The sequence below is a fragment of the Streptomyces sp. NPDC088147 genome (assembly GCF_044741565.1).
Lineage (GTDB): Bacteria > Actinomycetota > Actinomycetes > Streptomycetales > Streptomycetaceae > Streptomyces.
This window is the reverse complement of the sequence record NZ_JBIUSY010000006.1, coordinates 196107-209197: the sequence shown is the minus strand read 5'-3', so window position 1 is coordinate 209197 and position 13091 is coordinate 196107. Positions and strand designations below refer to the sequence as shown.

12 protein-coding genes are annotated in these 13091 nt (G+C 70.1%); 9 read left to right on the top strand and 3 right to left on the bottom strand.

What is annotated here, in order from left to right:
* The first annotated feature begins 47 nt into the window (after nucleotides 1-47).
* From ACIOGX_RS21770 to ACIOGX_RS21755, 4 genes are all read left to right on the top strand, one after another.
* A complete protein-coding gene (locus ACIOGX_RS21770) occupies nucleotides 48-752 on the top strand; it encodes a DUF6333 family protein (RefSeq protein ID WP_356507661.1) in 705 nt (234 codons plus the stop codon).
* A 156-nt stretch (nucleotides 753-908) separates the two neighbouring features.
* Nucleotides 909-3824 carry a CHAT domain-containing protein gene (locus tag ACIOGX_RS21765; RefSeq protein WP_401915390.1) on the top strand — a complete coding sequence of 972 codons (2916 nt, stop codon included), beginning with the start codon at nucleotides 909-911 and terminating at the stop codon, nucleotides 3822-3824.
* A gap of 71 nt (nucleotides 3825-3895) precedes the next feature.
* Nucleotides 3896-4366, top strand: a complete 471-nt coding sequence (locus ACIOGX_RS21760) for a hypothetical protein (protein ID WP_383967044.1) — start codon at nucleotides 3896-3898, stop codon at nucleotides 4364-4366.
* Nucleotides 4366-5232 carry a hypothetical protein gene (locus ACIOGX_RS21755; protein WP_401915387.1) on the top strand — a complete coding sequence of 289 codons (867 nt, stop codon included), beginning with the start codon at nucleotides 4366-4368 and terminating at the stop codon, nucleotides 5230-5232. Before ACIOGX_RS21760 ends, ACIOGX_RS21755 begins: the two co-directional genes overlap by 1 nt.
* Nucleotides 5233-5496: 264 nt before the next feature.
* Here the strand turns inward: ACIOGX_RS21755 and ACIOGX_RS21750 are convergent, their stop codons facing one another.
* Together ACIOGX_RS21750 and ACIOGX_RS21745 are read right to left on the bottom strand one after the other, a co-directional pair.
* Complete coding sequence (locus ACIOGX_RS21750) at nucleotides 5497-6594, bottom strand: hypothetical protein (RefSeq protein WP_401915385.1); 1098 nt, start codon at nucleotides 6592-6594, stop codon at nucleotides 5497-5499.
* A gap of 72 nt (nucleotides 6595-6666) precedes the next feature.
* Nucleotides 6667-6834 carry a hypothetical protein gene (locus ACIOGX_RS21745; protein ID WP_401915382.1) on the bottom strand — a complete coding sequence of 56 codons (168 nt, stop codon included), beginning with the start codon at nucleotides 6832-6834 and terminating at the stop codon, nucleotides 6667-6669.
* Nucleotides 6835-7301: 467 nt separating this feature from the next.
* On the opposite strand from ACIOGX_RS21745, the gene ACIOGX_RS21740 reads away from it, so the two are divergent.
* The 3 genes from ACIOGX_RS21740 to ACIOGX_RS21730 all read left to right on the top strand — a co-directional run bounded on the left by ACIOGX_RS21740 (nucleotide 7302) and on the right by ACIOGX_RS21730 (nucleotide 9607).
* Nucleotides 7302-7628 (top strand): hypothetical protein, encoded by a 327-nt coding sequence (locus ACIOGX_RS21740; protein WP_401761559.1) that lies wholly within the window; start codon nucleotides 7302-7304, stop codon nucleotides 7626-7628.
* Nucleotides 7625-7990 (top strand): polyhydroxyalkanoate synthesis regulator DNA-binding domain-containing protein, encoded by a 366-nt coding sequence (locus ACIOGX_RS21735; RefSeq protein WP_401915378.1) that lies wholly within the window; start codon nucleotides 7625-7627, stop codon nucleotides 7988-7990. Before ACIOGX_RS21740 ends, ACIOGX_RS21735 begins: the two co-directional genes overlap by 4 nt.
* 114 nt (nucleotides 7991-8104) lie before the next feature.
* Nucleotides 8105-9607, top strand: a complete 1503-nt coding sequence (locus tag ACIOGX_RS21730) for an ABC1 kinase family protein (protein WP_401915375.1) — start codon at nucleotides 8105-8107, stop codon at nucleotides 9605-9607.
* 376 nt (nucleotides 9608-9983) lie between these two features.
* On the opposite strand, the gene sigJ is transcribed toward ACIOGX_RS21730, so the two are convergent.
* The gene (gene sigJ, locus ACIOGX_RS21725) at nucleotides 9984-10883 is read right to left on the bottom strand and encodes an RNA polymerase sigma factor SigJ (RefSeq protein ID WP_356507645.1); all 900 of its coding nucleotides are present in this window, start codon (nucleotides 10881-10883) and stop codon (nucleotides 9984-9986) included.
* 100 nt (nucleotides 10884-10983) lie between these two features.
* On the opposite strand from sigJ, the gene ACIOGX_RS21720 reads away from it, so the two are divergent.
* Together ACIOGX_RS21720 and ACIOGX_RS21715 are read left to right on the top strand one after the other, a co-directional pair.
* A complete protein-coding gene (locus tag ACIOGX_RS21720) occupies nucleotides 10984-11346 on the top strand; it encodes a hypothetical protein (protein WP_401915372.1) in 363 nt (120 codons plus the stop codon).
* 653 nt (nucleotides 11347-11999) lie between these two features.
* Nucleotides 12000-12959: a hypothetical protein gene (locus ACIOGX_RS21715; protein ID WP_401915369.1), complete on the top strand. Its 960-nt coding sequence runs from the start codon at nucleotides 12000-12002 to the stop codon at nucleotides 12957-12959.
* The last annotated feature ends 132 nt before the right edge of the window (nucleotides 12960-13091 follow it).

Below are 13091 nucleotides of genomic sequence, written 5' to 3'. Positions count from 1 at the left end.
GCCCGCAGACCAGGCGGTACTTTACGGACACGCCCTAGGCTCCCGCCATGAGCACGAACCCGCGTATCGCCTGGCGGCAGTCCACCCTCCAGATCACCCGCATCCACCCGCCCTGCCCCGCCCCCTACGACCAGCACACCATCCGCCACGCCCCGGCCCATGACCCGGTCCGCGCCCGCGCCGTCGTCGCCGAACTCCCCACCGTCTCCACCATCGTGGAAGAACTCGAGCCCATGCTCCGCCGCGACATGGACCACCCCCGGCACATGGCCGACCTCGACTACGTCGCCGTCGGATGCTGGGGCACCGTCGTCCAGATCAGCGACCCGGCCTTCGGCGAGGACGGCATCCTCTCCACTCATCTCGACGCCGCGTTCGACGCCCAGGCCCAAGCCCATCCCGAGGCCAGGATCACCGCCGTGTGCGAGATGTACTCGGCTGAGACCTACGCCAAGTACCTCGCCCGAATCCCCGGACAGTCCCGCCTCTCCGCTGATGGCTGGGACGACCAGGACGTCACCGGCAACCCCGCACAACTCCTGCGCGCTGTCGGCGTCAACTCCGGCGATTCCGGAGCCGGGTACCTCGGCACCGACGAGGGGGAGCCCTGGATCGGCGTCGAGTATCTCGACCTCCTCGCGTGTGGGCTGCATTCCCTCTACGCCGAGGAGAACCTCATGGTGTCCGTCTTCAAGGTCACCCGCACCGAGGACGTCCAAGCCGCCATCGACGACGTCTGGCTCCAGAACTGAGGCCGGCGGACGGCCCATCCCGAGCGGTGGCGAAGAGAGACGCGCGCCCCTCGCGCAGATCCTTGCGTGCGTCGGGCCTCCGCCACCCCGCCGCTTCTTCCGCCGCCGGGTCCCCAAGGGCCCGCGGGGTACCGCTTCGGTCGTATCCTCTGTGCGATGGGACGGGGGATACGGCGCTTCGCCGTGTGGGGGCCTGTGACGGCGGTCGCGCCGGCGGGCGGTGGTGTGTGGGGACACTGGCTGGTGGGCCACCGGAGCTTCCGGTCCGGCCCGCATGATCATCCTGTCTACGACGCGGAGCACAACGCGGTCTACCGTCCCGATCTCGGCGCCTGGTTCGATCTCGACACGGCCACCTTGCACTCCTACGCGCCCGACTCACCGCTGTCGGCCTACTTGCTGCCGTTCGTCGGCGCGGTCTCCTGCGCGTTCTTCGTTCTGTCGACGCTCTGGGCCATCACGCATCGGCGGATGCTGGGACAGGTCTGGCTCGGCTACGTCCGGCGGCCGGCCACGATGCTGCCCCGGTACCTCCTGCTCAGTGGTATCTGGATTTCCGCCCTGGCGGTTGTGGCGGTCATGCGGTGGGGCCGGCTGAAGGCGATTCTGACGGAGGACACGCCGACCGGGGTGTTCTTCGGGGCGGTCGTTGCCCAGCTGTTGCTCCCGTTCTTCCTGGTCTACCTCCCGTGGCAGGGGGACAGGCTGCTGGGGCTGGTCGGAATCTATTTCCCCGACGGGCCCGTCCGCTCCCGCCGCGGCCGTGGCGCCGCCACCAAGCAGGACGCGCTGCGCGGGAGGGCCGACCGGGCCGAGCGGTTCCGCCTGTCCACGTCCCGTGATTTCTCCGCCCTGGCCTGGTCGCTGAAGGCCGATGCGCTGATCGGCCTGATGGCCGAGCGCGGCAACGACACGGACATCCTGGAGGAGGTGCTGCGGGACGGTCCGGCGGCGCTGGGCGCTCCACGCCACTTCGCCGAACGGTTCTTCGCCGTGATGGACCGGCCGGGGCTCAAGAACGTGGTGGCGCGGGCGTTCATGCTCCGCTACGAGTGGACCGGAACGGTGATCAGCCTCGAACGGGCCATCGACATCCTCACGCCCATGGCGGCTCGGCCCCGTCCCTGGTTCTGGCTCACCAGCGCCCGGTGGCGGGACATCTGCCTGAATCTGGCCCGTGCGCTGACGTACCGCTACGAGCTGCGCGGGGACGCCGCGGACCTGGAGGAGGCGCTGACTCTCGTACACAGAGTGGGCCGCCGCTTTCCGTCCAGGGTGCCCGGTCGCCTCCTGGAGCTGCGGTTCCTGCGCTACCTGGAGACGAAGGACCCGGCGGCGCTGACCGCCGCCGTCGAGGCGGGCCTGCGCGCCGCCCCCGACCCGCGACTGGTCCGGGCGCTGGTGGAGAGGTTCCGGCTCGGCGGCGACCGGGACGACCTCGACCGGGCGCGAACGCTGGCCGAGCGGCTCATGGCGGAGAACGGTCCCGGCGCCCCCGCGCACGCCCTCTGCCTGACCGCCCACGCCCAGGTCCTCGCCGCGTCGGGCGAGACGGACGCGGCGGCGGAACGCCTGCGAGCGGCGGCCTCCGGGTCGTCCTCTCCCTTGCAGGTGCGGCTGGCCGCGGCCACCGACCTCGGTGACCTCGGCGCCGGGGGCCCGTTGTCCGCCGAGGGCTACGGGCTCGCCGTCGAACTCCTGCCCCAGCTGGCCTGGATCGGACTGCGCCGTGACGACCAGCGGTGGCTGCTCAGCCGCTGGCAGGGGGTGCCCACGTCCGCCGCGGCGGCGGCGATCGCCGCGGGACAGGTGAAGACGGCGATCGAGATCCTCGACCACGGGCGCGCCGTGATGTGGGGTCAGCTCGCCCGCCTCCGGGACGGTGCCGAGATCGCGCGCGCCGCCGATCCCGTGTCGGCACGCCGCCTCGACGAGATCCGCGCCGAACTCGACATGCCCGAGACAGCCGAGTGGCGGTTCGACGAGGCGGGCGCCGATGTGGAACGCCGCGTCCGGCTGGGGAAGGAGTGGGACGAGCTGTCGGCGCGCCTTGCCCTGACCCGGCGGCACACCTACGAGGAGCTTTCCCGGGCGGCCGTCGACGGGCCCGTGGTGGTCGTCAACACGAGTCCGCTGCGGTGCGACGCGGTGGTCCTGCTCCCGGACGACGAGCCGGTCCTGGTGCCCCTCGACGGACTGGACCACGCCGAACTCGTCGCCTGGGCACGGCAGTCGGCGGACCCCGACGGCCGGCATCAGGCGATGCTCCACGTCATCGCCCCACGGCTGTGGGACGACCTCGCCGTTCCCGTACTGCGCGCCGTGGCACCGCACCTCGGCGAGACGCGACGGATCTGGTGGTGTCCGACCGGGCCGCTGGCCGCCCTGCCCCTCCACGCGGCGGGGCACCACTCCCGGCCCGGCGGCCCCGCCCTGCTGGACGAGGTGGTCTCCTCCTACACCCCCACCGTCAGCGCCCTGCTGCGGTCGGCCGCACGGGTGGTGACTCCGCGCGGGGGCCTCGCCGTCGCGGCGCGCCGGACCCCCGGCAGGTCGGATCTGCCCGCCGTCGACGAGGAGACCGAGGAGTTCCTCCGGTGCTTCCCGGGCGCGGCGGTGCTGCGCGCGGCGCGCGTCGACGACGTTCTCGCACGGCTGCGCGACGCCCACTGGGTGCATGTCGCCTGCCATGCCGACGCCTCCGGACTCGCCGTCACCGACGGCGTCGTCTCCCTGGAACAACTCGCCGATCTGCGCCTGGCCGGCGCCGAGTTCTGCTACCTGTCGGCCTGTAGCACCGCCGCGCCCGACCCGCGTGCCTACGACGAAGCGGTCCACATGGCCGCTCTTCTCCATCTGCAGTCGTTCGTCCATGTGGTCGGCACCCTGTGGGAGATCGACAGCGACAGGGCCCTCCACGCGGCCCAGGAGGTGTACCGGACGCTGACCGAAGGGGGCGCCCCCGACGGCGCGCGGTCCGCCTGGGCCGTCCACGCCGCGGCGCGGTCGCTGCGCCGCCTGGCCCCGGACGACGTGGACGTCTGGTCGTCGCTGCTGCACATCGGACCGTAGAACCGCACACCGGACGGTACAACCGCACACCGGACGGTAGAACCGCACATCGGACCCCAAGGAGTGGATCAGTGCCCCTTCCCCCATGGCGCCTGCCCTGGCGGCGTCAGCCGCGACGCGCGGCCCCCGGATCCGGCGACCCGCGAGCGACCGCCGGGGCCGAGGCCGTCCCCGGTGCTGTCCCTGGCGTCGTCCCCGGGGCCGTCACCGACGAGCAAGCCGGTCTGGAGTGGCTGTGCGCCAACCTGCCCGAGCTCAGGAGCAAGGCCGACAGATTCGGGTGGCGGACCGAGCTCGAACGGGAGCTGACCGAGGTCCGTGCGGGCAAGGCGGCCACCGAGGCGTTGCGCGAGCTACGGCTCCGCCGCGACGGAACCCGTGGTTCCGGGCTTCCTGCCGACGGCACCTGGCAGGAACGGCCGTTCGTCGAACGGTTCCTGTGCCCGCACGGCCGCTGCCCCGCCCGGGGGCGGAACGCCGACGCCACCGAACCCCGCTGCCACCTCGAGAACGCCCCGATGGCGGCCGAGGACGGCGGCTGATGGACGGCATCCTCTCCGACCTCGCCAAACGCGTCGCCGATCGATGGTTCGCGTTCCTCGTCCTGCCCGGCGTGCCCTTCACCGCGATCCTGATCGTCGCCTGGGCGATGGGCCCGGCCGGCGCGGGCCACGCGCTCGATCTCGACTCCCTGGTACGGCGCCTGGACACGCTCGGCACCACCGCCCGGACCGCCAGAGGCGCCGTCATCGGCTGCCTGCTGGTCGCCGGAGTCACTGTCGTGGCCTTGCTGGTGAGAGAACTGAGCCTGGTCGTGAACCGGCTCTGGCTCGGCACGTCGGCCGTCCTGTGCCGGATCATGCGCCCCGGCGTGCGGCGCCGCCGCCGGCTCGCCCTTGACGAGGCCCGGCGCGGCGCTTACGCGATCCCCGAACGCTATCTGCCCCACCGCGCCACCTGGATCGGCGACCGCTTCGCCCTCGTCGACGAACGAATCGCCGCACAGTACGGCGTCTCCCTCTCCCGGGCGTGGCCGCGCCTCTGGCAGCTGCGCGACGACCGGATCACCAAGGTCGTCTCCGCCGCCTGGGACGACTACGCCGCCGCCACCGTGCGCGTCGCCTGGGCCGTGCCCTACCTGGCCGTCTCGTTCTACTGGTGGCCGGCCTGTCCGGTGGCCCTCGCCCTGGCGCTCCTGGGCTGGGCCCAGGGACGCCGCGCCGCGGACGACTTCTGCCTCAGCTGTGAAGCGGCGGTCGACGTGCAGATCCGCCGCCTGGCGCACGTTGTGGGCGTGCCCCTGCCTCGTCGGCGCGTGACCGCGACCGAGGGCCGGCGGATCGACGGCATCCTCGCCAAGGGCGCCTTCCTGCCCCGGCCGGACGAGAACCCGCCGCCGGGCGTGTGACGACGCCGCTCGCGTTCACTTGTGCCGGGCCGTGACCGCCAGGGCGGCTACGGTCAACAGAGACAGCAGCGCCCAGGCCTGTGAGGAGCCCGAGCGCATGAACGGACTCCGCGCGCAACTCCGCGCGGAAGAACGAACTCCGCGCGGAAGTCGGCATCGAGCCGTACGACGAGTACGTTGCCAAGTTCGCGATGGCCTGACGCCCCGTCTGGAACGGGCCTCACGCTCGCGCACCGGGGGTCGGGGACAGGGCTCTGGTGCCGGTCACGTGCGTAGTTGTTGCCACCACCAGGCGATCGAGGGACAGGGCAGCGGTTCGGTGCTGGAGTCGCTGGGGTGGTCGGTGAGTGTCAGGGGGATGGGGGCGGGATTCGACGGGGGGAGCTGGGTGCGGGGTGTCACAGCGGTGTAGCGGGCAGAGTGCGAGCCCCAGTCGAGGTTGGAGCGGATCGCGTAGGCCAGGTCCGCCACGTAGGCCCTTCCGGGGGCGCTCAGCTTGGGCTGTTCCTGCTCGCGCAGCCTCAGGAAAAGCGTCATCAGGCGGTCTCGCAGGGCCACCGCCTGGTGGACGGCCTGCTCGGGCGGGCAGTCGTTCAGCCGGGCGAGCAGCATCACGATGTTGAGTTTGGTTTTGTCGATGAACAGTTCGCGGTTGTAGGAGAGCAGATCATTGTCGAGGGCCATCAACAGGAAGGACGATTCCTGCAGTGCGCGCATGGCGGGGGAGTGGAACTCGGCGCCGGGGATCTCCTCCCCGATGGTGATCTCCGACCAGGACAGGCTGGCGGCGCCGCCGGCGTTCAGCATCCGCAGGTGCAGGAACTCGTCCAGGCCGGCGAGTGCGGGACTGGACATCCCCCACAGGATGGCGTGGAACCACTTGCGGTGGGCCTCGCCGAACCGGTACAGCTGCGTCGGGGTGGCGACGGCCTGTACCGAGGACATGAGTGACTGCAGCGCGGCGATGGGGCCGGTCTGATCCGCGGCCGGTTCGATGGCCGGGGACTCCATGACGCGGAGCAGGTGGCTGGTGAGGCCGATCGCCGAAGCGAGCTTGGTGGGAGTGACGGCGGTTTCCATGCGCACGTCGTCGACGTAGAAGATCCAGTGCAGCCATCGAGCGGTGAGCGCGACGCGGTCGGTGATGCCTTCGGGATAGATCCGGCACATTGCCTCCGCGTAGTGTCGCGCGATGACCCAGGTCCGGTCGATGTCGCTGGTGTAGAGGCGGAAGCGGTCGAGCCAGACCTGGGAATCACGGTCGATGCTGTCGAGATCGGGGTGAACGGCCGCGTCGATGGGGCAGTACAGCGGCGGCAGTTGAAGCAGTTGTGCGGTTGTCGTGTCCGGGGTCGCGTGCATGGCATGCTCCGTCGTGGTGTGGAGTGATGGGGGCGGCGTTCCCGCGCGGGCCCGTGTGACGCGGCCGAGTTGTCAGGACGTACGGGTGGCCACGGAGGCGGCGAGACGGCCCGGTGCTGCGGTGGCGGCGGGCCGCAGGGCGCTGCCGTCCCGTGCTCGTCGGGTGGCGTGGAGCCGGTCGGTGAGTATCTGTTCGACGGCGGCTGCCGCCCCGGCGGGAGGGGACACGACAGTGGTCACATGACACCAGCCTCACCTGCGGCACTGATTCCTCGGTCTGCCGGACGAGCCCCGGCATATTCGGTACGTCCCTTGGCAGGATCGCCTCAGCCCCGCCTCCCCGGGTAGAGAGCACGACGCCGCACTTGACGTGTGCATGTGCCAGATGTGTACGCCCCGGGCGTGCGGCTCCCGCCGTGCACGCCCGCCGTGATTCCTCCGTCCGCCCGGAACTGGTCGGGTTGTCACACACGGCCCCGAGTGGACGCCGGGCGTGGGCGGTTGGGCGGTGCGCGGCCGAGAACATATCGACGGGCGCGTGTACGGAGCGTTTTCCGGCGGGCGGTCGTGTGGGGCGTTGCGTGTGCTTCCGCACGCCCTGTGGGCGGGGTTGTCGCCGGGCTCGGAATGGGCACTCAGAAAGCTGACGAACACCTGTCACCTGCGCCGTCGTTCACGGCGGACCCGAGCAGAAGGAGCAGCCTGTCATGAGCGAGACCTGGCCGCGTCGCGGCATCGTCAAATTCGTCGGCGCCGTCATGGATGGTGCCAGGGAAAGCGCCTACGGGCTTCTCGACTGCGCGGCGCGCGTGGACGGCAAGGCCCGGGAGGCGGTCCTCGTCCTCCTGGACGAGGGCGAGGGCACCGCCGACACCCGCGAAGACGTCCGGAGCGCGGAGGCCCGGGAGGAGGAACTCAAGCGGTTGTGGGCGGAGTTGGCCGCGCTACAGGAGAAGCTCGGCCGCCTGGTCGAGGCCACTCCGTCCGGGCAGGAGCCGGTGGGAGGCCGGTCCCCGGTGACGGCACGTGGGTGACCGTGCGGGCCGGTACGGGTACGGGTACGGGTACGGACGGTGCGTCCCCCAACCTCCCGACAGGCATGGGCGCGGAGCGCCACCTCGTCCGAACGGAAGGCGGGCAGCTGTTCGACACGTTCATGTGTCGCCCGGTCACTGTGGAGGAGCTGGCCGACGATGTGCGGCACGGTCGTCGTTTCCGGGTCAGGGAAGGCGAGAGCGGCGGTGAATGCACCTACCAGGTTCTCGCTCAGGTGCTTCTCACCGCGCTTGCCCCGGCCGCGCCCGTGGCGGCTCGGGCGGTCGGCCGGTCGTCGGGCATGGCGGGGCCGCTGTCCGAGGCGGCCGGCGACGGCTCGCCTCCCGGCCGGAACGGGTAGGCGGAGACCAGGTACGGGCGTCCCGGGCACTGCCGGGGGCCGGCGACGACGGCCCGCTTATGACGAGCGGAAGCACCCCGGTGCCGATCGTGCCTGACTGCCTTTGGAGGACGTGTGTCCGCTCGCGCCCGGTACGTGGCCGGTGTGCTGGGCCGTCTGCTCGTGGAAGAGACGCGCCGGTCCAGGCGCGGCGGCGGTGCGGATACCGGGGAGGAGGGGCAGGAGCGGGCGCGGACGGTGTGTGAGGCTCTGCAATCGCTCGGGCCGTTCTACATCAAGGTCGGGCAGATGCTCTCCACCCGCCCCGACTTCGTGCCCCCGGCGATGATCGAAGAGTTCGAGAAGCTCCACGACCAGGTCACCCCGGTGCCGTTCCACGTGTTCGAGCCCGTCCTGGTGGAAGCGTTCGGGGCCCGCTGGCCACGCCTTTTCCGCGAGATCGACACCAGTACGCCGCTCGGGGCGGCGTCACTGGCCCAGGTCTACCGCGCCGTTCTGGCCGACGGCACACCGGCCGCGGTCAAGATCCAGCGCCCCGGCGTGGAGACGGTCATGACCCAGGACATGGCCGTCCTGCGGCGGGCGGCCCGCGTGTTCGCCCGAGCCGCACCCCGGTTCACCACGGTGATCGACCTGCCGGCCATGCTCGGGGTGCTCTTCGACGCCATGGAGGGCGAGAGCGACTTCCGCAAGGAGGCCGCCAACATGGGCATGGCCCGCCGCCTGACCGCGGAGCACAAGCACCTGACCGTTCCCCTCGTCCTGCTCGAGCCGACAAGGCGGGTCCTGGTGCAGTCCCTCGCACCCGGCACATCGATCCGCGACGCCGACCCCGAGACGTTCACGGCCGACGAGCGCGCCGGTATCGGGCGGGACCTGATGGCGTTCATGTTCCGGGGGTTCTTCCTCGACCGCTACTTCCACGCCGACCCCCACCCGGGAAACGTCTTCGTCGCCCCCGGCCACCCGGCCCATCTGATCGACTGGGGCATGGCCGGCCGTGTCGAGGCCAACGTCAGCAGAAGCCTCGTCCTGGCCCTGCTCAACGTGGCCGCCAACGACGGCACCGGGCTGGCGAAGACCTGGACCGAGATGGGACACCCCACCCCCTGGGCCGACCTGCCGGGCTTCCGCACCGACATGGCCGCCCTCGTCCCGAAGGTCACCTCCGCGTCACTGGAGGAACTCAACTTCGGCGTCACCCTCACCGCCGTCCTCACCCACGCCACCCGCCGGGGCATCCAGTCCAGCCCCGTGATCGCCCTCCTCGGAAAATCCTTCGCCAACCTCGAAGGATCCATCCGCCACCTGTGCCCCGAACTGTCCATCACGGACGTATTCGGAGAGAACCTGCGCAGCATCATGTTCGGCCTCGCCCAGGAAACCCTCTCCGAACAGCAAGCCGCCCGTACGGCACTCGAACTCATGATCGCCGCCCCCGGAAGCCTCCAGCAGGCACGCGAAATCCTGCGCAACCTCGCGAACCACGACTCCGCCCCGACCTCCACGGCAAACGGATCCGCGTTCGGCCGCGGCCGGCCCTCCACTCACGCGCACCACACCCGCGCAGCACTCATCTTGGCCGCCGCCATCATCTGGAGCAGCCGAAGAAGGTAATCCCGAACAGTCCCGGACACCCCGCAACACGCCCTGAACACGGCTTCTCGGTACTTCGCGCCGACGCTTGTGCCTTCAGAGTGTCGGGCGGGTGCACTGCTCACCCTGCGCGCCGGCCGTCACGGATTCACGGGGAAATCGGTAAATGCTTTGTGGATCCGATTCATCACTGATCGCCTTTCTTCCACGTCAAGGTGTTCAATCCCGTTTCCTGCGCAGTTCTTCACGCATTACTCGGGCGGCGATTCCTCACCCAGCCCTTCCATGGCTTTCGTACCCGGCCAGGGCGTCCCCTGTCGTCGCACGCCATTTCGCCCACAACCGTCTGAAGCGGAAGCAGAAGCAGAAGCAGTGGCGTGGCCTTCGACGACAGAACCTAGGCGTCCCGCACCCACGGCCCCAGCTTCTCCGGGTTGCGGACCGCCCAGATCCGGGTGACGCGGCCATCGGCGACATCGAACGCGGCCACGGTCATGACGGCGCCGGCGTGCTGGGCCACCAGACCCGGCACACCGTTGACCGACCGTTCCAGGAGTTCGAGCCCCGGAGCCCTGTCGGCGATGGCGACCATGTACTGGGCGATGCGCGTACCGCCCTCGATCGGGTGCAGGACCGTACCGACCAGGCCCCCGCCGTCGGCGGTCATCACGGCGGCCGGGTCGAGGAGCTCGACGAGGGCCGCGATGTCCCTGGTCTCCCACGCCTCTTTGACCTGTCGCACCACGTCGGCCTGCCCGATCGCTGTCACCGGAGCCCGCGCGACGCGCACCCGCCGCCGGGCGGAGGCCGCGAGCTGCTTGCAGGCCGCGGGGGTCCGGCCGAGGATGCCGGCGATCTCGGCGAAGGGGTAGCGGAAGACGTCGTGCAGGACGAACGCGACCCGCTCGGCGGGTGTCATCGACTCCAGGACGACGAGGAAGGCCATGGTCACCGATTCGTCCAGGATCAGCTGGTCGGCGGGGTCGGTGCCAGGTCCGTGGTTCCACTCGGTGTGGTCGGGCAGCGGATCGGGCAACCACGCGCCGACATAGCGTTCACGCCGGGCCCGCGCCGAGCCGAGCACGTCCAGACAGACGCGGCCGGTCACCGTCGTCAGCCAGGCGCCGGGGGACACGATCTCGTCCCGCCGGCTTCGTGGCAGCGCGTACCAGCGCGCGTAGGCCTCCTGTACGGCGTCCTCGGACTCGGCCAGCGAACCGAGCAACCGGTAGGCGACATTGATCAGTTGACGCCGCTCACCGGCCGGCGCATCGGTGCTCGTCCCAGCCGTCCCCATGCTCCCGACCGCCTCCTCGCCTTACCTTTCGCGGGCCCGCGTCGTCGGGCTGTTGAAACCCTACCGATCTACTGCCTCCGGGCGGAAAGGGGACCGTGACATGGCAACCCAGGCAACGGCACAGCGCCGCTTGTCGTTTCTGCAGATCGCGATCACCCTGCAGACCCTGACCATCTTCCTTCAGGCGGTCTCCGCCGGACTGCTGCTGACCTCGTCCTACGGAGAGACGCTGCACAGCGTCGGAGCCCGTGTGATGTACGGGGCGTCCATGCTGTACGTGCTCGCGGCGGTGCTGGCGTGGAAGCCGGGTGGCGGCTCGCCCCGGCCCGTCTGGCACGCCTCCGGCTTCCTTGTCCTCGCCTCGGTCCAGGTCGTGCTCGGCATCGCGCACGTACCGTCGGTTCATCTTCCCCTGGGCGTCCTGATGTTCGGACTGAGCGTGCTGGCGCTGGCACGGCGCTGAAGTCCGTGTGTGCCGGGGCCCGCGATCGCCCGCGCCGGGGCGACCAGGAGAGCGGTCAGGCCGACACTCCCTTCGGTACCTTCCGCCCCGATGCCCCGATGCCCCGATGCCCCGATGCCCCGATGCCCCGATGACGCGATGAGCTGTGCCGGCCATGTGTCCCGGGTCCGGCCAGGTCGGGCCGGGGGGCGGGGCATACCCACACGTAGTGGCCGCCACGAGTCCGGACCCCGGCGTCCACGACCGAGGCCAAATGCCCAGGATTCTTGAGCGGTTGCGGGGGTCTCCGGGGCTTCCCCACCGGCGGAAGCGATGCGGCGCTTTCACTTCCGGTCATTCACACTTGGACAAACGGCCAGTGCGTGGTTTCCCTCTATTGACGTGACCTCACAGGGATGGTTTTACTCCCTGGCACGCCGTCAAGGACGGGTGGCCTACGCGTCACAGAGCTCCACGATGAGACGCGATCGTGTTCCTCCTCGCATCGCCCGGGGCCTGCGCCCTGCCTTTTTCGCATCCTGACGGGGTGACCTGTCGCTCCACCATCATTCCGGTCGAACCACTGTCCCGCTGGAACGCTCCCATGGAAAGGAGGGGGCATTTCGGATCGGCCGGGGACACGCCTCATGAATTCCCTCTTGAAGGAGTTTCCGTTGAGACGACTGTTTCGCTACGCGCTCGGCGCGGCCCTGCTCGCACTGCTCGTCCCTCTCGGTGCGATGGCCAGCCCGGTCAGCGCCAGCTCGCCGGTCACCCAGTCCACCTCCATCGTCTTCGATCCCGGCCCCAAGAACCGGTGCTTCGGAGTCGTGGGGGAATTCCCGGACCTGCCCGCCGGGCCACCGAGCACGTACTACGACACCTCCGGCTGTCGCGCCGTGGACAATGAACTGCGAGCCGACGATGGCTGTTCCGATCGCTTTCCCTACACAGACGCGAACAACAGGAAAGCCTGCCCCGCCTGGGACTTCGTGACGCTGAACTGGAAGAGTGACCAGCGCACGAAGTACCCCGGCTACGACGCTCAGGTTTCGGGGAATTCCGGATCCCCGCTGAAGCTGGGGATGGAGAACAACGCGCGGCAGGTCGGCGATTGCCTCCTCCGTGAGGTGGCATTCTCCTACCACTATCCGTCGAGTTCGCTGCGCCGCCCGGCCCCGGGCCAGCACTACAACTTCGCGGACGGACGGCTGAAGGTCACCTACGACGCCTACGCCAAGCAGAGCGGCACCTTCGCCTGCGGGGAGAAGCGCGCCATCCTCACGACCGACCTCATCTACAAGGACGGCGACAGGAAGAACGTCATTTCCGTTGTCCACTTCAACCCCGGAAAATTCATCGAGCCGAACGCGGACGGCGTCTTCTGGAACAACGGCTGCCAGGACAACTCATGCCGCGTCACGGTGCAGGGGCAGGAGATCGCGGCCGGAACCACCAGCCAGGTCTCGGTCGACTTCACCGCACTCGCCCAGAAGTACCGTTCGTACCTGGGCGGCACTGCCGTTCCGGCGGAATCCGAGGTGATAGCTGTCCAGATAGTCAACAGCACCATGGGAGCCGATCTGCGGACCGAGGTGTCCAACGCCTCGGTCACGCTCGAACCTGCTGCGTGACGATCCCGCGACGGATCTGACAGGTCCGCCGCGGCCAGGCCCTCACCCCGGCCCGACACGGGGTGGGGGCCTCCGGAGGCTCTTCCTTTCCGTCCAGCCTGATGTCCAGGAGCCGCGCTCGCGGCCCGTCGC

Bases quoted from the DNA above. Each gene is read 5' to 3' on its own strand.
- sigJ (WP_356507645.1), bottom strand. From the start codon at position 10,883: ATGGGGACGGCTGGGACGAGCACCGATGCGCCGGCCGGTGAGCGGCGT.
- ACIOGX_RS21740 (WP_401761559.1), top strand. From the start codon at position 7,302: ATGAGCGAGACCTGGCCGCGTCGCGGCATCGTCAAATTCGTCGGCGCC.
- ACIOGX_RS21750 (WP_401915385.1), bottom strand. From the start codon at position 6,594: ATGCACGCGACCCCGGACACGACAACCGCACAACTGCTTCAACTGCCG.
- ACIOGX_RS21755 (WP_401915387.1), top strand. From the start codon at position 4,366: ATGGACGGCATCCTCTCCGACCTCGCCAAACGCGTCGCCGATCGATGG.
- ACIOGX_RS21765 (WP_401915390.1), top strand. From the start codon at position 909: ATGGGACGGGGGATACGGCGCTTCGCCGTGTGGGGGCCTGTGACGGCG.
- ACIOGX_RS21770 (WP_356507661.1), top strand. From the start codon at position 48: ATGAGCACGAACCCGCGTATCGCCTGGCGGCAGTCCACCCTCCAGATC.
- ACIOGX_RS21720 (WP_401915372.1), top strand. From the start codon at position 10,984: ATGGCAACCCAGGCAACGGCACAGCGCCGCTTGTCGTTTCTGCAGATC.